Source organism: Escherichia sp. MOD1-EC6300, from assembly GCF_002965045.1.
GTDB lineage: Bacteria > Pseudomonadota > Gammaproteobacteria > Enterobacterales > Enterobacteriaceae > Escherichia > Escherichia coli_F.
In genome coordinates, this window is record NZ_PTRH01000008.1 from 62,672 (window position 1) to 80,800 (window position 18,129).

Sequence of the window (18,129 nt, forward strand, 5' to 3'; positions counted from 1 at the left end):
CGTCTTCAGAGAGTGACGGCAAGGAAGAAGGAACCGGCACGGCGCGCAGCCATGCCGGTGGATATTAACGGCTAAAGAAAGCGCGCTGGATCGCCATTTCGACACCGCGAACTTCGGCCAGGCCTTTCAGACGACCAATCGCGGAGTAACCTGGGTTGGTTTTCTTCTTCAGGTCGTCCAGCATCTGATGACCGTGGTCCGGACGCATCGGGATCAGGTCTTCTTTGCCTTCCGCTTTACGACGGTGTTCTTCTTCAACAATCGCTTTCACCACTTCGTACATATCAACGTCACCGTTCAGGTGCGCCGCTTCGTGGAAGGTTTTCGGGTTATCTTCACGCATGGTGGAACGCAGATGGGTGAAGTAAATACGCGGACCGAACTGCTTGATCATATCAACCAGATCGTTGTCAGCACGCACGCCGTAGGAACCGGTGCACATGGTGAAACCGTTCGCCATGCTGTTTACGGTATCAACCATCCACTGCATATCTTCAATGGTGGAAACGATACGCGGCAGGCCGAGGATTGGGCGCGGCGGATCGTCCGGGTGAACAGCCATACGCACGCCAACTTCTTCCGCAACTGGAATGATCGCCTTCAGGAAGACCGCAAAGTTTTCGCGCAGTTTGGCTTTGTCGATATCTTTGTACAGCTCCAGGTGCTTACGGAACTGGTCAAGGGTGTAGCCTTCTTCCGCGCCCGGCAGACCGGCAATGATGTTACGGGTCAGACGCGCTTTGTCTTCGTCGCTCATAGTGGCGAAGCGTTCAGCGGCCTGAGCAATTTCTTCTTCGGTGTAATCCGCTTCCGCGCCTGGACGCTTGAGGATGTGCATTTCAAACGCAGCAAATTCGATCTGGTCGAAGCGCAGAGCTTTGGAGCCATCTGGCAGCACGTATTCGAGGTCAGTACGGGTCCAGTCGAGCACCGGCATGAAGTTGTAGCACACGGTGCGAATGCCGCACTGCGCCAGATTGCGCAGAGTTTGCTGATAGTTAGCGATCCACTGCTCGTAGTTGCCAGTATGAGTTTTGATATCTTCGTGAATTGGCACGCTTTCTACGACAGACCACACCAGGCCTGCGTCTTCAACGATCGCCTTGCGTTTGAGGATCTCTTCTACGGACCATACTTCCCCGTTCGGGATATGGTGCAAAGCGGTAACCACGCCAGTCGCGCCCGCCTGACGGACATCAGCTAAAGTGACCGGATCATTAGGGCCGTACCAGCGCCAGGTCTGTTCCATGATTTTTCCTCTTTCACATAGTGGGTTCCACAGCAAAGAGACGCGGAACCCTGGAGTTGTTTAGGTATCCGGATGAACAACCAGACCGCAGCCGTGGCATTGCATCGGATGAGATGGCGTATAAGTTCTACCTTTTGGTAAGACATGTCAACCCGAATTCTAAAATTGGTTAACCACATCACAAGATTTTCACGCGCACGCTCGTTGCTGCAAATTGCAGCAACGGGTAATTGATAGTTATTAATCAGAGGGTGTGACATTCATCGCAACAATGGTTGACCAATTTACATAACATGTCGCCCAAAATAACAACGGTTCAACCAGGTAAGGTAAAACGTTATGCATGTGCTTAACATTCTTTGGGTAGTATTCGGTATCGGCCTGATGCTGGTACTGAATTTGAAGTTCAAAATCAATTCAATGGTGGCTTTGCTAGTGGCGGCGCTGTCCGTCGGGATGTTGGCGGGCATGGATTTGATGTCGCTGCTGCACACCATGAAAGCGGGCTTCGGCAACACGCTGGGGGAACTGGCAATCATTGTTGTGTTCGGTGCGGTCATTGGTAAATTGATGGTCGACTCCGGCGCGGCGCACCAGATAGCGCATACGCTGCTGGCGCGTCTCGGCCTGCGCTATGTCCAGATATCGGTGATTATCATCGGCCTGATTTTTGGTCTGGCGATGTTCTATGAAGTGGCCTTTATCATGTTAGCGCCGCTGGTTATCGTCATTGCCGCCGAAGCTAAAATTCCGTTCCTGAAACTGGCTATTCCGGCAGTAGCGGCTGCTACCACCGCACATTCACTTTTCCCTCCGCAGCCGGGTCCGGTGGCGCTGGTGAATGCTTATGGTGCAGATATGGGGATGGTTTATATCTATGGCGTACTGGTGACGATCCCAAGTGTCATCTGCGCAGGTCTGATCCTGCCGAAGTTCCTCGGCAATCTTGAGCGCCCAACGCCATCATTCCTGAAAGCAGATCAACCGGTAGATATGAATAATCTGCCCTCTTTCGGCGTTTCGATTCTGGTGCCGCTGATCCCGGCAATCATTATGATCTCCACCACCATCGCCAATATCTGGCTGGCCAAAGACACCCCTGCGTGGGAAGTCGTTAACTTTATAGGTTCATCGCCGATTGCAATGTTTATTGCGATGGTGGTTGCATTCATACTCTTTGGCACCGCGCGTGGTCATGACATGCAGTGGGTGATGAACGCCTTTGAAAGCGCGGTAAAAAGCATTGCGATGGTGATTCTGATCATCGGTGCGGGTGGCGTGCTGAAGCAGACCATCATCGATACCGGCATTGGTGACACCATTGGCATGTTGATGTCACACGGCAATATCTCGCCGTACATCATGGCGTGGCTGATCACTGTGCTAATTCGTCTGGCGACGGGTCAAGGTGTGGTTTCGGCGATGACTGCCGCCGGGATTATCAGTGCTGCAATCCTTGATCCAGCAACCGGTCAACTGGTTGGCGTGAATCCGGCGCTGCTGGTGCTGGCGACAGCTGCAGGTTCCAACACCCTCACCCACATTAATGATGCCTCATTCTGGCTGTTCAAAGGTTACTTTGACCTGTCAGTAAAAGACACGTTGAAAACATGGGGTCTGCTGGAGCTGGTCAACTCCGTGGTTGGGCTGATTATTGTGTTGATTATTAGCATGGTAGCGTAAAAGAACACCAGAGCCTGCCAATGGCAGGCTCAGTTCGGATTGTCGGCAAAGTGCGCTTTGTTTATGCCAGATGCGACGCTGACGCGTCTTATCTGGCCTACAAAGGGCTAACGTGCAGGTTTTTAGCTTCAGGCAATATTGCGTACCAGCATTAGCAATGTTCTGTGATTTCTTTATTGATAAACAAAAGTCACGCCAATAATCGATTGCACATTCCCTGCAGTCACCTGCCCTCCGGTACGTGCGTAATTTGCCGTTAATCCCAGACTTACCGCCGAAGTCCCTACTGCTCCTAACGATACCGTGTTATTCGCTGGAATAATCGTACCGTTGCGCGTTAACTGTACGCCGACGCCCTGTGCTGGTGAAAACGACGCGGTATTGGTGAAAATCGAATTGCCCGCATCTGCGGTTGTGCCGGAGAGGTAATACCCCAGGTTCTGGCTTTTCGCACAATAAACGGTAAGAGGAATAGGTACCGAACCGGGATAGTCCGGCAGAGTCACGGTGACATCACGAGCAGAAACATCACAGCCACCAGTGGGCACCACCACATCATTATTGGCGTAAATATTCCACACAAACTGGAAATCATCGCTGTTATAGTTATTGGTCTGTCGCAAAATAAGCACGGCAATTAATGAGCCAGCTTTAATCGCCACCCCGCCCGCACTGCTCACAGGCGTCAAATAAAGCGCCACCGGCCACGGCTTATCCGTTCTCGAATTATAAACAACGCGCGGCGTTTCGCTGGTGGTAGGAAATGGATAGCTACTGCCACTATATTTTACGGTCCCGGAAAAATGAGATAACACGCCGCCATAAGCCGAACCTCGTTGCAGTGTGACATAGTCTGTAATGGTTTCCGGGTAATCGTTATGGCAAAAGATTTGCGTCGAAAGATCTACGACCAGGTTTTGCCCCACATTCACGGCGGGCGCAAGGTTTACATAAACATTGGCGCTGCCACCGCCAATAGGGATAGCGGTGCCATTGGCGGTTTTACAGGCGAATGACCAGGCATTTACCGACCAGCCCATCAGCAGTACAGCAAACAGGGTAATAACTCGTTTCATTACAATCATCTCTTCGGATTCAGCTGTAGGTATAGGTGATGCTAATCACTGCCTGAATGGTTCCCTGAGTGGCTCCGCCATTTACCGTCAATGCTCTGACCTGTAACGGGAAGTGCGCTGATTGTGAGGAATCATCCACCTGAACTGTTTTGGTTGCGCCAGTATTCAATGTGTTGCCACTGTCATCTTGCAGCTCTAACTGGATGTTTTGCGCGGTCCCCTGGTTTTTATAATATCCCGTACTATCGGCTGCCCCGCTGAAGCTGGCGGTGACCCTCGATGTTCCCACCGGACAATGAGTCAACTCTAACGCAACATCATGCCAGGCCGATGCCGCACCGGCAGACACGAGACTGAAAGAATAAAGATCGCCGAGATCAACCGTGGCATTAGTGGTGGAAACCGTGCACGGTTTGGCGACGACCTTACCGTTCACGGTGATCGTGACATCGGCTGCCTGTAGCGTCGCACTTACGAGCGTCAACATTGCCGCCAATAAACACCCACGTTTGCGCCATTTCATGAGCATCTCCAGTTACTGATATTCAAGAGTGAAGGTAGCCGTGGCATTGATATGCCCCGCAGTGACCGGCACCTGTGTCGCCATTAACCGGGCGTAAAAATTCAGCGTATTTGGTTTACCCGGCGTCAGGGTCGTCCACGAAATCGCGGAGGATGGCGCATTAAGGGGGATCTGATTTTGTTGCTCATTCAGAAGCTGTATTCCCAGCCCCGCAGCCGCTGACACCGTATTTTCAAGTGCAAGCAGGTTGGCATTGTGTCTATCTGCAACGCCGGTAAACCCAACCTTTACGGCAGAAACGGCATTACCACAGGGTGACAGCAAAATACGAAATGGAACGACAGGAGTCGTCGCGCCAATGTTGTTAAATTGCTTCGCCGCGTTTTCCATCAGATCAACAGTAAAATTGGTTGATTCAGCGGCCACACTACAGCCGTTATCTCTGACATAGCCGCGGATAGTAATCGTGCTATCCGCAGCCAAAGCGTGACTTACCGCCAGCCACAAAAAAGCGCACAGAAGATAAAAAGGTTTGCTTTTCATCACGCCCCCTTAACGACATTCAGCTGATAGCTGGGTTAATAACTGCTGCTGACTCTCTGGTGGCAGTTGATAATTGGCGACACAGTGAGCATTTTCCTCTTCTCCCCATTTCACCTGAACTTTTCCCGCTAAAGGCATCCCGCTGAGATAAACCTGACCATTATCCGCAACAATGCCGCTACTCTGGCTACTCTCTGATGTGACCATCGCCCCAAACGGCAGCGGCTTATTATTATGGGTTAGCGTCATGAGCAGTTTTATCCCAACACGCGCTTTAAACTCTGCTCGCACAATTGCCCCACGGGTGGGAACAACGTTAGCGACCGCGTTATCTAAATCGACGTTATCAGCCAGGGTATTGGTATCCAGCGCCACTCTATTTTCCCGATATTCTGTGGCATAAGGCAGCACGGCATAGCCGCGCCAGTCGGTACGCACCCCCGTCTGGTTTTCAACTTTTGCATCTTTTGCGCCGGGCGCTTTAACAAGCACCACCGTATCGTTTAACGGCTGCCCCAGCGTTACGCCATTGGCATGAGCCAATACCCCACCGCTGATTCCGTAATAGAGCTGCTTAATATCATCGCTATGGCTGTAACCAATGTTGGCATTGCCGTAGCCACCGCGATAATTCAGCGCGGCGTAGCCTGTACTTCCGCTATTACCATCGCCTCCCCCGGCATAGCCGGTTTGCACGCTATAGCTGAGGTTATTGTCTTCCAGCAACGTACCGTATACGCCCGCAAGGTTGGTCATCCGACCGTTGAGATCGTGTGACATGCTGTAGCTGGCACTGGCATGTCGCCACTGAGATTTACTGTCAGAACGCAGCCAGTGGCTGAAAGGAATATTGACGTTAAGAGCCAACATCTGATCCCGTCCTTTTTGCCACGCGTTTTTCGTCAGGCTATAGCTGAGCGTCCAGTTGATATCTTCGAAAGCAGTATTTAATCCAGCCTGGAATTGCTCATCGACATTACTCGTTCCCCAATAAGTTTGATGGCTACCACTCAAATACAGTGTTGATGTGCGTCCGAGTTGCTGAGTAACAGTGAGCTGTAATTTCCCGCGTTTGTTATAAGCGAGATTGTAATAGTCGGTAAATTTCGGCTTAACCTGAATAACACCATCCTGTGTTTCGATGTTGTAGCCACTCATTCGGCTGTATGTTGTATCAGCAAAATTAAAATACCCGCTGGTCGAGTAACGGTAACCCACTAACTGAAAATTCGTACCTGACTCATTGAGCGATTTGTTATAGAGAAAACGCACCGATTGCCCGTCATGCTGACTGTCATCAGGAAGTGTGGAATTAGCCTGCGTCATATCCACAGACAGAGCGCCCAGTGCCCCCATGTTTTTCCCGATACCGAAATTAAAAGCGCGATAACGATCCGCCAGTTGCGTTCCACCATATATTGTCCAGCCAGCCGGAAGGCCGTGGAGTAATGTACTCTGGAAAAAACGGGGTTTATCCTGTTGCGCATTTCCACTACGGTATTCTCCTGCCGTAATGGAATAACGTGTATGCCCTTCACGTTGCAAAAGCGGGACTGACGAATAGGGTACGGTAAAAATCTGCGTGCTGCCGTCAGCCTCTTTAATCGTTACCTGCAAGTCACCACTATTACCTGCGGCATAGATATCGTTGATGGTAAAAGGCCCCGGTGGCACCGTACTATTATAAATGTCATACCCATTTTGTTTAATAGTGACCTGTGCAGTACCACGAGCAATACCGTGGATCACCGGGGCAAATCCTCTTTGGCTATCGGGTAACATATTGTCATCTGAGGCCAATTGTGCGCCGCGGAAGTTAATACCATCAAAAATATCGCCCTGAGTATAACTATCACCCAGCGTCAGCCGGGAACGCAACGGTATTATGTCTCGCTCAAGCCAGGTATTGATATGTTGCCATTTATTTTTGCTACCTGATGAACTGTCGCTACTGTTATAACTCCAGGTGGTATTGTCGCGTAAACGCCATGCACCAATATTTAACCCACTCTGTAGGTTTAAATATGCATAATGGCTGTTACCACCAATCCGATTCTGTACACTATTTCCGCTGAAATTATAATTGAGCAATCCGGCATTAATACCGGGGTCCCATAACTCTGGAGGAATATAACCACGCGCGCGATTACTCATAAATGCCTGAGGGATCGTCAGGTTGAGTCGCTGCTGACCAACATCTAAATGCGCAGTAGCGTCATGGATCATTGTAGTTAATGGCACGCAGGCATCATCCGCCAGCAAATTCATACCGGAGACAGAAGCCGTATTCAGCCCCATACTGGCAAGTTGAGCGCGCGTCAGGCAGGGAACAATCCCTTGTTCACTGTCGCCCGTATTAAAGGTGACATCACGCGTTGCCATATAACCATTATTCAAATAGATATCGACGCGATACGTCCCAGGTGGTAATTCTTGACCATTCTCAAAACGCGATAAATCAGCCACAGCCTGGGGATCATCCGCTAAAAAACGCGGGTTAAAATAGAGTTCGGCAGATGACAAAGGTGCCTGTGTGGCAAAAACACAGGCAACAGAGAGCCGAACAAAAAAACCAGCCAGACGAGGCTTACGAATATGCAAGCATTGTGTGTTTCGCTGGTAAAGTCTTAAATTCAGATATGACATTATTCCTCCGGTTTAAAATTACCCGGCAGTCAATTCTTTTTATTCAGGCGAAAAATTCCCCCTGCGTTATTCCATTACGCCCGTCATTTTTGGGGTAAGTGCGCCATAATCATTTATTGTTCGGTAAGTAATATTGCTTCCTGCATCAGAAGGCAATTTAACCGTGCTTTCGCCCATTGGAGGCACCAAGGCATTTTCAAGAACCCGGGCTCCGGCATTCAACTCTGTTACCGTCAGGTAATAGGGTGTCGGGTTAATCAGCGTCAGAGAATTCGCGCTACGACGAAATCTTAACTTTTCTGCGGCCTGATCGGGTGGCAACGCTAATTTAGCCGGGCGATAGTACAATTTAATGCGGCTGATAATTGCGAGCTGTAGCGTATTCTCAGTCAATTTTGATTTATCCATTGACGGAATCGCTTTAACGTTCATCCAGAATAAACTTTCCCGATCCTGTGGCAATTGGTTATTTGTGGCATCAAGAATACGCAAGGTATTCTCTTTTTTTCCCTTCATCGCAAACAGAGGAGGCGTCACGATAAAACGACCATCCTTTACACCATCGGCATTTTCTACCCATGATTGAATTAAATAGGTGCTATTTTCATCATTATTTGTCACGGCAAGTTGTACTTGTTTTTGCCCTGCCGGATAAATAACGCGAGTCGCACCTAAGGCCACTCCTGCTTCCGCGCGTCCGGCAGCCATCATTGCCATGATCATCAGGATACCTGCCAGCAAGCAGAATGTTATTTCCTGCAATTTCCTTACATTGACGTTTTTATTACTCACTGTCCTGTTCCTGTTATCACATTATCTGCTGAACAATTACTGATAGGTTAAAGAGAACCAGGCCTGAGCATTGGCGATGCCGCCAGTAACCCGACGCCCGGTAGCACGATATTTGGCGATGAAATGTAACGACGTAGAGCCTGAGTAAAGTCGTTTCCAGTTTGCTGGAGGACGATTAATCGGTACAAGGTTTCCTTCATCATCAAACAACGCTACGCCAATATTGGTGGCAATCCCTGGCCCCTCTCCCACGGAAAGCACATCCGGATTTTTACCATCCGCGACACCGTGAAACGCCACACCCACACGTTCACTCACCACCGTGCTACATTCCCGTAAATGAATAACAAAAGGCACCGGTGCGCTATCTTCCCCAACCGCATGAAACCGGTTACTGCTGATTTGCCCCATATTGACCGTCATTTGTTTATCACCAGCTTCAATCCGGCAAGCTTCTGCAATAATGACGCCCTGAAATTGCATATTTCCGCCGGGCAACGTGGTGTTCCATTTATTTCCGGCCAGAGCAAACATTGGCAGCAACGACGCTAATAGAAATAATCTCTTCCTTTTCATCGTTATTTTTATCGCACAAGGGTGGGCATCCCTGCCCGTAATGACGTCCCTGAACCTGGGTAGGTTATTGATACTGAACCTTGAAGGTCGCATCCGCATTAGCAGCACCTGGGGTTGCGGCACCGGTTGCAAAGTAACGCGCCTGGAACGGAATGGTGTTAGTACCGTTATTCAGGGTTGATTCTGCACTAAATGTCGCACCGTCCAGCGCCAGCGCAGCACCGGTTCTGTCCAGAATTTGCACACCAACGTTTGTTGCGCTACCTGCAGCAGAACTCTGCAGAGCCAGTACATCAGTATGCGTAGCATCAATTGCCGTACCTAAGAAGGCAACAGCGGCTTTTGTAGCAACAGTGGTATCGCAATCATTCAGCTGAATGTTAAAACCAACGGCAGAGCTGGTTGCTCCAGTCTGCTTCAGGCTAGCGGTACGAACCTGTCCTAACTGAACGGTTTGATCAGCAGAGCCTGCATCAACTGCGCAAGCGGCGTTAACAACTTCCCCTTTGAAGTGAACGGTCCCACCATTTACCGTCGTAGTATCGGCCAGAGCCGCTGCGGAACTGAGGGACAGAGCCGACAGAACAACGATCGCCAAAGTTTTAATTTTCATGCTGCTTTCCTTTAAAAAAACTGTTTCTAAATCGACATGGGCAGTCGTTCTGTACACTTTGTTTTGAAACGAATTGGACTGCCAACACTGCACAGTTTTCCCCCAAAAGATGAAACATTTGGGGCCATTTTGACTCATAGAGGAAAGCATTACGCACGAACTTTCTTAGTTTATTATTTGGATTTATATTCTATTAATACATTATTTTATAGATTTTTATATTGAACACGGTGGTTTTTGGAGAGATGAATGAGGAAGTTGCTTCGAGACACAGAAACGTTAGCTTTACCTATAGCGGAGGTGATGTGAAATTAATTTATAAGAGAAACAATTTACATATCAAACAGTTAGTTGCTTTATGTCGTTTTTTTATATTTTTATGCTTGAGAACAAATACAAAACTTTTTTATGATATGGACAGTTTGGCCCCAATTGTCTTATATTTCCTTATCTTTTCATATTATTATCAATAAGTTACATCAGGCATCTTCTCTTTTTAATTTTTCGTTTATGAGATTATTTCTTTCCCATAATCCGGCAAAACGTGCAGCATTACTGGCGGTATAACGCACAGTATGGCGAATATTTCGATGCCCGAGATAATCCTGAATTAAACGGGTATCTGCACCACGCTCCGCCAGTTCATAACCGCAAGCATGCCTTAACATATGAGGATGAGTCTGCGTCACGGTTCCAGCTTCAATACCGGCATCGCGAATAATGCGATAGGCCTGCTGGCGAGAAAGTCGACTCCCGCGGCGAGAAATAAATATGGCGTCGGTCTGGTCAGCGCCTTTCCAGTTAATACGTTCCTGGGTCCAGCGCTCCACAGCTTCACGCTCATCAAAACGTAACGGGTGAACGGTAGAAAATCCGTTCTTCAGTCGGCGAATATTTATTCGACCTTCGTTAAGGTCAAGATCCTGATAATGCAGATCAAGCAGTTCACTAATACGCATCCCATGCCGATATGCCAACAAAATTAGGCAATAATCTCTGGCTCCCGTTGCCCCGTAACAAACCGCCTGCATCATGTCCTGAACTTCTTTACCGGTAAGATAACGACGTTTACTCACAATAGTAGTACTCCTGACTGAGATATATTTGAATGAATACCTATAGGAAACCTCGATCGGTTAAAATTAGCCCAATAGATAAAAAGATAACCGCACAGGAAGTTATGTGGCTATCAGTCAATTACATTAAATATCATACAAAAATAAAATATCACTGATGTGACAACATCTATTTTCATTGATTTGATTCAATATAACAATAGATTGCAGCGGATTAACTTCCAGTTGCTTAAAAAATAAAGAAAAAAGTGCAGAAACAGGAGAGCTTGAGTGATGTGTAAATTTATGAATGATTTTGTTTATTTATTTTGAAGAACATAAACCATTGTATTTTGTATGGATATGGTTAACTTAATGTTTATTATGATAATTAAGAATCACACTTACAATAACATCAATTAATAAATAGTTAATCATTTTTGATATATCGTAAGAATAATGTATTTTTTAACACCATCCCTGGTATCTCATCTATCTCTATAAAACAGCGTGATGCTGTCGTCCTCTGGCTCTATCCCAGATGCCGTAAAAACGCCCTGCATTGCTGGCGGTATACCAGACAGTATGACGAATATTGCGATGCCCAAGATAATCCTGGATAAGTCGTGTATCTATTCCCATATTCGCCAAAGCAAAACCACACGAATGGCGTAACATATGCGGATGAATCTCCAGTGATAACCCAGCATTACCACCAGAAGTCGAGATAATATGGTAAAACTGTTGCCGAGAAAGCGGGTTCCCCTTACGTGATAAAAATACCCACTCGCTCTCAGCATGCGGATAAGAAGTACGTATACTCAACCAGTTTTTTAAAGCCTGAACTTCTTTGTTCAATAGCGGGTGCGTTGTTGAAAAGCCTTTTTTTAATCGATGGATATAGATACACTTTGCCTTAAGATCAATATCCGAAATCCTCAATCGGCAAATTTCACTCGCCCGGAAACCATGAATAAAACAAAGCAAAGTCAGACAATAATTACGTGCTGCATGAGGCCCGGTATTTGCTGCTTTAAGGAGTGACTCGATTTCACTATGGGTCAGGAAGTTCCTTTTTTTGTTATCAGCCTTATTCTTCATCGTTTTCCCTTATAATTACAGACGCGCACTAGCTGTGCTGGGTTAGCAATAATCCAACATTTTAATCCTGATTATGTTTATAAAAGCGAACGTTTGCTTAATAACTAACGTAAGTGGACCAGTTCTTCTGAGTGAACTTAAATGGAGTAGCGATAGTTACTTATAATAACTTTGCCATACAAACGCCATGCTCTTGCATGCTATGTACCTTTATATATTTATCAATCTGATACGAATCTAATAATAACCCTCATCATTAATGCAACTAATCTTATCTATATATCATGTGATATGTTCTGTAACAAGTAAAATCAACATAAAAAATTCAGCAAAATTTAATATTCGTTCAACTAGCCGTCTCACATATGACATTATTAGTCAACTGCATTTGCCACAAAATGGCTATTTCATGGAACGCAGTAATTTCTTAGCGTCTATTATCATGCTAATTCTTAGGTCCCTAGCGATTATTCCTGCCTGGTTCGTCAGCTTACGCCATGAGATTGCTACATTCCTTTTTATCCTGGAGATATGGGGGAACGCAGGCGACGCTTTTTCATCTACATTCATTGGTAAATATGGCTTTGGTCACTACGTCTTAAACCTTCTTCAATCACAGCTATTCGCCGGGCGATACGGCAAACAAACTAAGTGAAGCATCATCCTGAAAACACCAATGCGTACTGAACATCAACAAGCCTCTCCTGATCGACTTCAGAAGTGACCAGTTACAAGCCACAAACCTAGAAACATATTTCATGATGAGAATTATGCTCAGCCTGATGGCGGGTAAACGCTTATTTTCACCACGCTCACTGAGTTAGCCAGCAAAGCGCCCCTTGTTTAGAGCGCAAATAAATAACATATAAAACAAATAGTTAATCAAATATCTTTGATTTGTGAAGGCCATCATAAGTGTTCGTCTGACTTCACATGGCATCTTCTTCATAGAAAAATATAGACATATTTTGTGACACGAATTGCAAATCTGGTTTTGTTATATGGATTGTGTGATTTTTGATCTGGTATAACAGGTATAAAGGTGTACCGCAGTAGTCAATGAGACTGAGCATCTCGCAATCTATGACAAACATCACTTCAGTCTGAAAGGAATATGAAAATGAGATCAACAGACACTCTATTTTATGACTCAGGATAAAATGGATTGAGTAAGTGATATAGCTTACGAACATTCAAATCAATTAAACATCAGAAGAGATTTTATACTCAGGTATTTAATCTGGTTCTCTGTTTATTTAAATAATGTGGAAGAGAATTTTCACAGGAGACCTTATACAAAAAATATAAAATACAGCTACCCGTTACCAAAGACACTATAAGCCTGGCAAAAATATTACACAACATAAATGCTAATTGTTTATGCGGGCTTTGTATTGCTTTCTGTATCCTACAAATGAGTGAAATTTATGAAAAAGGCTAAAATACTTTCTGGCGTATTATTACTGTGCTTTTCGTCACCATTAATTTCTCAAGCTGCGACACTGGACATACGTGGTGGATATCGTAGTGGAAGCCACGCCTATGAGACTCGACTCAAAGTCAGTGAGGGATGGCAAAATGGATGGTGGGCAAGCATGGAAAGTAATACCTGGAATACCATTCATGATAATAAAAAGGAAAATGCCGCACTCAATGATGTTCAGGTTGAAGTTAATTACGCGATTAAACTTGATGATCAATGGACGGTGCGCCCGGGAATGTTAACGCATTTTAGCAGCAACGGCACACGCTACGGACCCTACGTAAAACTGTCCTGGGACGCGACAAAAGATCTTAATTTTGGCATTCGCTATCGTTACGACTGGAAAGCTTACCGACAACAAGACTTATCCGGTGATATGTCTCGTGATAACGTTCATCGTTGGGATGGATATGTCACTTACCATATTAATAGTGATTTCACCTTCGCATGGCAAACGACGCTATACAGCAAACAAAACGATTATCGCTATGCAAACCATAAGAAATGGGCGACGGAAAATGCATTTGTTCTACAATACCATATGACGCCTGATATTACGCCATACATAGAATATGACTACCTTGACCGTCAGGGTGTTTATAACGGCAGAGATAATTTATCAGAAAACAGTTATCGCATTGGTGTGTCATTTAAACTGTAGTAGACAGGAGACAGTCACAATGAATAAAACAATAACGGCGCTTGCTATCATGATGGCTTCATTTGCCGCAAACGCGTCTGTATTACCGCAAACTCCGGTGCCTTTTAAAAGTGGTACCGGAGCAATTGATAACGACACTGTCTACATTGGTTTAGGTAGCGCAGGTACAGCATGGTACAAGCTGGATACACAGGCCAAAGATAAAAAATGGATAGCGTTAGCTGCATTCCCTGGTGGACCGAGAGATCAAGCAACCTCTGCATTTATTGATGGCAATCTGTATGTGTTTGGCGGCATTGGCAAAAACAGCGAGGGCTTGACTCAGGTATTTAATGACGTACACAAATACAACCCCAAAACCAATAGCTGGGTTAAATTGATGTCGCACGCACCGATGGGCATGGCGGGCCATGTGACTTTTGTACACAACGGCAAGGCTTATGTTACTGGCGGTGTTAACCAGAATATCTTCAATGGCTATTTTGAAGATCTCAACGAAGCTGGAAAAGATCCAACCGCTATAGAGAAAATCAACGCCCACTATTTTGACAAAAAAGCAGAAGATTATTTCTTCAATAAGTTTCTGTTGTCTTTTGATCCCTCAACACAGCAATGGAGTTACGCTGGCGAATCTCCCTGGTACGGGACGGCTGGTGCAGCGGTTGTGAATAAAGGCGATAAAACCTGGCTTATTAATGGTGAAGCCAAACCAGGACTACGAACGGATGCCGTATTTGAACTTGATTTCACCGGTAATAATTTAAAATGGAATAAACTTGCTCCCGTCTCATCACCAGATGGCGTCGCTGGCGGTTTTGCGGGGATAAGCAATGACTCACTTATATTTGCCGGGGGGGCCGGATTCAAGGGGTCGCGGGAAAATTATCAGAACGGTAAGAACTATGCGCATGAAGGCCTGAAAAAATCATATAGCGCTGATATTCATCTTTGGCATAACGGGAAATGGGATAAATCGGGCGAATTATCGCAAGGTCGGGCCTACGGAGTATCATTGCCCTGGAATAATAGTCTATTGATTATTGGCGGTGAAACTGCAGGCGGCAAAGCGGTGACGGATTCAGTTTTGATCTCTGTGAAGGATAATAAAGTCACAGTACAAAACTAATGCTTCAGGGCCCCAGTAAAGGGGCTCTGCTATCAATTTGCCATTTCAATTACGCGAAAATTATATGAACGCAATAATATCGCCCGATTATTACTATGTTCTTACCGTTGCCGGTCAGTCTAATGCCATGGCGTATGGCGAAGGACTGCCATTACCGGACAGGGAAGATGCGCCTCATCCCAGGATTAAACAATTAGCGAGATTCGCGCATACGCATCCCGGAGGCCCCTCATGTCACTTTAACGACATTATTCCACTGACTCACTGCCCACACGATGTTCAGGATATGCAGGGTTATCACCATCCTCTGGCAACGAATCATCAAACACAGTACGGCACCGTTGGCCAGGCACTGCATATTGCACGGAAATTACTGCCCTTTATTCCTGATAATGCAGGGGTTCTCATCGTTCCGTGTTGCCGTGGCGGATCGGCTTTTACCGCGGGCAGCGAAGGGACATATTCAGAACGGCACGGAGCCAGCCATGATGCTTGTCGTTGGGGAACGGATACTCCGCTATACCAGGATTTAGTCAGCAGAACGCGAGCCGCACTGGCAAAAAATCCGCAGAACAAATTCCTCGGCGTATGCTGGATGCAAGGCGAATTTGACCTAATGACCAGTGACTACGCGTCACACCCTCAACACTTTAATCATATGGTTAAAGCCTTTCGTAGGGATCTAAAACAATACCATTCTCAGCTTAATAAAATTACTGACGCGCCGTGGTTTTGCGGCGATACCACCTGGTACTGGAAAGAAAATTTCCCTCATGCGTATGAAGCTATTTATGGCAATTATCAAAATAATGTTTTAGCCAATATTATTTTCGTCGACTTCCAGCAACAAGGTGCAAGAGGACTGACGAACGCGCCTGATGAAGATCCAGACGATTTAAGCACGGGATATTTCGGTTCAGCGTACCGGTCAGCGGAGAACTGGACGACGTCACTGCGAAGCAGTCATTTCAGCTCAGCAGCCCGTCGGGGGATTATTTCTGACAGATTTGTAGAAGCAATTTTGCAGTTTTGGCGCGAAAGGTGAGCGTTCATTAATTTGATTTATTTGCATCCATCAACGCTTTTAACTGCTCCGGCGTGCGGCACTATAATGGTTTTCACAACAAGGAGCCATTTTCTTATACCACTTTCAGAGACCATCCGCTTATGCCACCGCCCTCTACGCAACTGTTTGCAGAGCACCTTCCCACCGAGTGGATACAGCACCTCCTGACGCTTTCTGCTCATGCGACTATTTGTCGTCTTAACCTGAGCGCGGATGGCGAAGCGGGGATTAGCCTGCTGGCCCGCAGCGCTGTCACCCAGGAGCGCCAGCGCGTGGGGGCCCCCTGGTGGAATGGCTCTTCCGCCAGACCGCACAGACATGGGGCGCGGAACGTTACCTGAAGGATGACTGGCACGGCCTGCAACTTTTTGCCATTGATGGCGCACAGTTCAGGACACCTATGAACCTGAGTTGCGTGAATATTATGGCTCTGCCAACACATCCACTGAGCGGCAGAGCGCCTACCCGGTCATGCGTCTGGTGGCGTTAATGAATCTGGGAATCACATTCTGCTGAATGCCATGACCGCGGCCTACCGGCGGAGCGATACAGCGTGAGGCAACTAAAGCGGCGTCAGAAATCAGCTTTAAGTTCGCATTCCAGTTTATCGTGACAGAAATGATAGTGCAGGGAAATACGGCGTCACCAGGAACCATCCCGAAACGGCTGGAGCATCTGCGGGGTGCTCTGGAAGCGGTGTTCCCACGACTATCAAGGCCGAGGGCTGTTAAGGTATCAAAAACCCGTTATCCGGTGAAACACAGTGCTGCCCCGCTTAAGTGACGGCATTGTGTTTCTGACTGGCCTTAACTTTCCCTGAATCTCTGACGATCCTCACCATTGATATTTTCTTCATTCCTCACCAGAGAAATAAAAAATCACTATACTCATCAAAATATGATGATCACCTTTATTCAGGTGATCACCTTACTATTTTATACGGAAAATAAATCATGAATATCCGTCAATCATTACATGACCGAATCTATGCAGAATACCCTCAACAGGCTAAAGATATATTACTGTATTTCCCCACTTATGAAATTATGCCATCGACCATAAAAATGGTTATGATTAATGAGGTGGTAGCTATAACACCGCAAGAAGATTTTTATACACCAGAGTCTGGTTATTTTACGACTGTCGCCCGACAGTTAGCGCTGGCTGGATTATCGGCAAGTAGTGGCGAAGTCTTACTCAACCATGGTATCTACCTGACCTCCGCACTGAAACTACCTAAAACACAGATCACAGCCACACCCGCGGAGATCATTCTCTGGTCACCTATTGTAGAATGGGAGCTCGAACTCTTTGCCAATATAAAAGTTATTTTCGTTGGCGGCGATATCGCGCGAAAATGCCTTAACATCATCGCGAAAAAGCAAACACGTAAACATGCCATCCCTTCAACTCCGACGTACAAACTGATGAATAGCGAATTAGTCTGGAAAGGAATAAGCATACTTCCTGGATATATTCTTACCGGAAAAAACCTGCTCATTGAAAAGTCAAAAATCGAAATGAATGTCGAGCAATTAAGAAAAGGAATTGCGATTTATCGCAATAGTAACAGTAACCATACGAATAATTCAGTTCATGAATAAGAGATGAATCATTAATAACAAGAAATCACTGACAAACCACCTGTAAAAGGTCAATCATTTTAGTTCAATTTCCTTTGTCATGATTATATTTTTATCGTCCTGACGATACTATTAACAATTACAATATTTATACCCTCCCCTGAACAAACAGAAAAGAACTCATACATTCGTTTATAATTCTGGTAATCCTGGCATCATACGTTTAAAATTTAAGGTGTTTGTTTTATAATCATGGTTCCAAAGACTATTGGTCACCAGAAAATGCCAGCCTTTTCGTGCCAGCTATATTTGTCCAGTGTGTTACCCCATCCAAAAATCATCCACATCCTGAT

Annotated in this window: 15 protein-coding genes and 2 pseudogenes; 6 read left to right on the forward strand and 11 right to left on the reverse strand. The window is 46.2% G+C overall.

What is annotated here, in order from left to right; translation table 11 throughout:
* Positions 1 to 64: 64 nt before the first annotated feature.
* Positions 65 to 1,249, reverse strand: a complete 1,185-nt coding sequence (gene uxuA, locus BGE37_RS13795; RefSeq protein WP_000438605.1) for a mannonate dehydratase — start codon at positions 1,247 to 1,249, stop codon at positions 65 to 67.
* Between the two features lie 339 nt (positions 1,250 to 1,588).
* Here uxuA and gntP point away from each other — a divergent pair, with 339 nt between their 5' ends.
* Positions 1,589 to 2,932, forward strand: coding sequence for a gluconate permease GntP (gntP, locus tag BGE37_RS13805; protein WP_105277725.1), 1,344 nt, complete (start codon positions 1,589 to 1,591; stop codon positions 2,930 to 2,932).
* A 173-nt stretch (positions 2,933 to 3,105) separates the two neighbouring features.
* On the opposite strand, the gene fimH is transcribed toward gntP, so the two are convergent.
* The 9 genes from fimH to fimB form a co-directional block, all read right to left on the reverse strand.
* Positions 3,106 to 4,008, reverse strand: coding sequence for a type 1 fimbria D-mannose specific adhesin FimH (gene fimH, locus BGE37_RS13810; RefSeq protein ID WP_103253485.1), 903 nt, complete (start codon positions 4,006 to 4,008; stop codon positions 3,106 to 3,108).
* A gap of 19 nt (positions 4,009 to 4,027) precedes the next feature.
* The gene (fimG, locus tag BGE37_RS13815; RefSeq protein WP_105277724.1) at positions 4,028 to 4,531 is read right to left on the reverse strand and encodes a type 1 fimbria minor subunit FimG; all 504 of its coding nucleotides are present in this window, start codon (positions 4,529 to 4,531) and stop codon (positions 4,028 to 4,030) included.
* Positions 4,532 to 4,543: 12 nt separating this feature from the next.
* Positions 4,544 to 5,074, reverse strand: a complete 531-nt coding sequence (gene fimF / locus BGE37_RS13820) for a type 1 fimbria minor subunit FimF (RefSeq protein WP_039020421.1) — start codon at positions 5,072 to 5,074, stop codon at positions 4,544 to 4,546.
* 9 nt (positions 5,075 to 5,083) lie between these two features.
* Positions 5,084 to 7,720 carry a fimbrial usher FimD gene (fimD, locus tag BGE37_RS13825; RefSeq protein WP_105288108.1) on the reverse strand — a complete coding sequence of 879 codons (2,637 nt, stop codon included), beginning with the start codon at positions 7,718 to 7,720 and terminating at the stop codon, positions 5,084 to 5,086.
* Between the two features lie 66 nt (positions 7,721 to 7,786).
* Positions 7,787 to 8,512: a type 1 fimbria chaperone FimC gene (gene fimC / locus BGE37_RS13830; RefSeq protein WP_105288109.1), complete on the reverse strand. Its 726-nt coding sequence runs from the start codon at positions 8,510 to 8,512 to the stop codon at positions 7,787 to 7,789.
* A 36-nt stretch (positions 8,513 to 8,548) separates the two neighbouring features.
* Positions 8,549 to 9,088, reverse strand: a complete 540-nt coding sequence (locus tag BGE37_RS13835; RefSeq protein ID WP_000824095.1) for a fimbrial protein — start codon at positions 9,086 to 9,088, stop codon at positions 8,549 to 8,551.
* Between the two features lie 64 nt (positions 9,089 to 9,152).
* Positions 9,153 to 9,701 carry a type 1 fimbrial major subunit FimA gene (gene fimA, locus BGE37_RS13840; RefSeq protein ID WP_105288110.1) on the reverse strand — a complete coding sequence of 183 codons (549 nt, stop codon included), beginning with the start codon at positions 9,699 to 9,701 and terminating at the stop codon, positions 9,153 to 9,155.
* 479 nt (positions 9,702 to 10,180) lie between these two features.
* The gene (fimE, locus tag BGE37_RS13850) at positions 10,181 to 10,777 is read right to left on the reverse strand and encodes a type 1 fimbria switch DNA invertase FimE (RefSeq protein ID WP_000044720.1); all 597 of its coding nucleotides are present in this window, start codon (positions 10,775 to 10,777) and stop codon (positions 10,181 to 10,183) included.
* 477 nt (positions 10,778 to 11,254) lie between these two features.
* Positions 11,255 to 11,857, reverse strand: coding sequence for a type 1 fimbria switch DNA invertase FimB (gene fimB / locus BGE37_RS13855; RefSeq protein WP_000790582.1), 603 nt, complete (start codon positions 11,855 to 11,857; stop codon positions 11,255 to 11,257).
* A 1,427-nt stretch (positions 11,858 to 13,284) separates the two neighbouring features.
* Between fimB and nanC the strand changes: the two genes are divergently transcribed.
* From nanC to BGE37_RS25995, 3 genes and pseudogenes are all read left to right on the forward strand, one after another.
* Positions 13,285 to 14,001, forward strand: coding sequence for an N-acetylneuraminic acid outer membrane channel NanC (gene nanC / locus BGE37_RS13870; protein WP_071974623.1), 717 nt, complete (start codon positions 13,285 to 13,287; stop codon positions 13,999 to 14,001).
* A 19-nt stretch (positions 14,002 to 14,020) separates the two neighbouring features.
* Positions 14,021 to 15,127, forward strand: coding sequence for an N-acetylneuraminate epimerase (gene nanM / locus BGE37_RS13875; protein ID WP_105288112.1), 1,107 nt, complete (start codon positions 14,021 to 14,023; stop codon positions 15,125 to 15,127).
* Positions 15,128 to 15,413: 286 nt separating this feature from the next.
* Positions 15,414 to 15,758: pseudogene (locus BGE37_RS25995) on the forward strand (sialate O-acetylesterase); the annotation flags it as partial.
* 332 nt (positions 15,759 to 16,090) lie between these two features.
* On the opposite strand, the gene BGE37_RS26000 reads toward BGE37_RS25995, so the two are convergent.
* Positions 16,091 to 16,180, reverse strand: coding sequence for a hypothetical protein (locus tag BGE37_RS26000; protein WP_418134933.1), 90 nt, complete (start codon positions 16,178 to 16,180; stop codon positions 16,091 to 16,093).
* A gap of 114 nt (positions 16,181 to 16,294) precedes the next feature.
* Here BGE37_RS26000 and BGE37_RS13885 point away from each other — a divergent pair.
* Positions 16,295 to 16,976, forward strand: a pseudogene (locus BGE37_RS13885) (hypothetical protein).
* A 170-nt stretch (positions 16,977 to 17,146) separates the two neighbouring features.
* Positions 17,147 to 17,797 (forward strand): hypothetical protein, encoded by a 651-nt coding sequence (locus BGE37_RS13890; protein ID WP_001026378.1) that lies wholly within the window; start codon positions 17,147 to 17,149, stop codon positions 17,795 to 17,797.
* Positions 17,798 to 18,129: the final 332 nt, after the last annotated feature.

Bases quoted from the DNA above. Each gene is read 5' to 3' on its own strand.
- uxuA (WP_000438605.1), bottom strand. From the start codon at position 1,249: ATGGAACAGACCTGGCGCTGGTACGGCCCTAATGATCCGGTCACTTTA.
- gntP (WP_105277725.1), top strand. From the start codon at position 1,589: ATGCATGTGCTTAACATTCTTTGGGTAGTATTCGGTATCGGCCTGATG.
- fimH (WP_103253485.1), bottom strand. From the start codon at position 4,008: ATGAAACGAGTTATTACCCTGTTTGCTGTACTGCTGATGGGCTGGTCG.
- fimG (WP_105277724.1), bottom strand. From the start codon at position 4,531: ATGAAATGGCGCAAACGTGGGTGTTTATTGGCGGCAATGTTGACGCTC.
- fimF (WP_039020421.1), bottom strand. From the start codon at position 5,074: ATGAAAAGCAAACCTTTTTATCTTCTGTGCGCTTTTTTGTGGCTGGCG.
- fimD (WP_105288108.1), bottom strand. From the start codon at position 7,720: ATGTCATATCTGAATTTAAGACTTTACCAGCGAAACACACAATGCTTG.
- BGE37_RS13835 (WP_000824095.1), bottom strand. From the start codon at position 9,088: ATGAAAAGGAAGAGATTATTTCTATTAGCGTCGTTGCTGCCAATGTTT.
- fimA (WP_105288110.1), bottom strand. From the start codon at position 9,701: ATGAAAATTAAAACTTTGGCGATCGTTGTTCTGTCGGCTCTGTCCCTC.
- fimB (WP_000790582.1), bottom strand. From the start codon at position 11,857: ATGAAGAATAAGGCTGATAACAAAAAAAGGAACTTCCTGACCCATAGT.
- nanC (WP_071974623.1), top strand. From the start codon at position 13,285: ATGAAAAAGGCTAAAATACTTTCTGGCGTATTATTACTGTGCTTTTCG.
- nanM (WP_105288112.1), top strand. From the start codon at position 14,021: ATGAATAAAACAATAACGGCGCTTGCTATCATGATGGCTTCATTTGCC.
- BGE37_RS26000 (WP_418134933.1), bottom strand. From the start codon at position 16,180: ATGAACGCTCACCTTTCGCGCCAAAACTGCAAAATTGCTTCTACAAAT.
- BGE37_RS13890 (WP_001026378.1), top strand. From the start codon at position 17,147: ATGAATATCCGTCAATCATTACATGACCGAATCTATGCAGAATACCCT.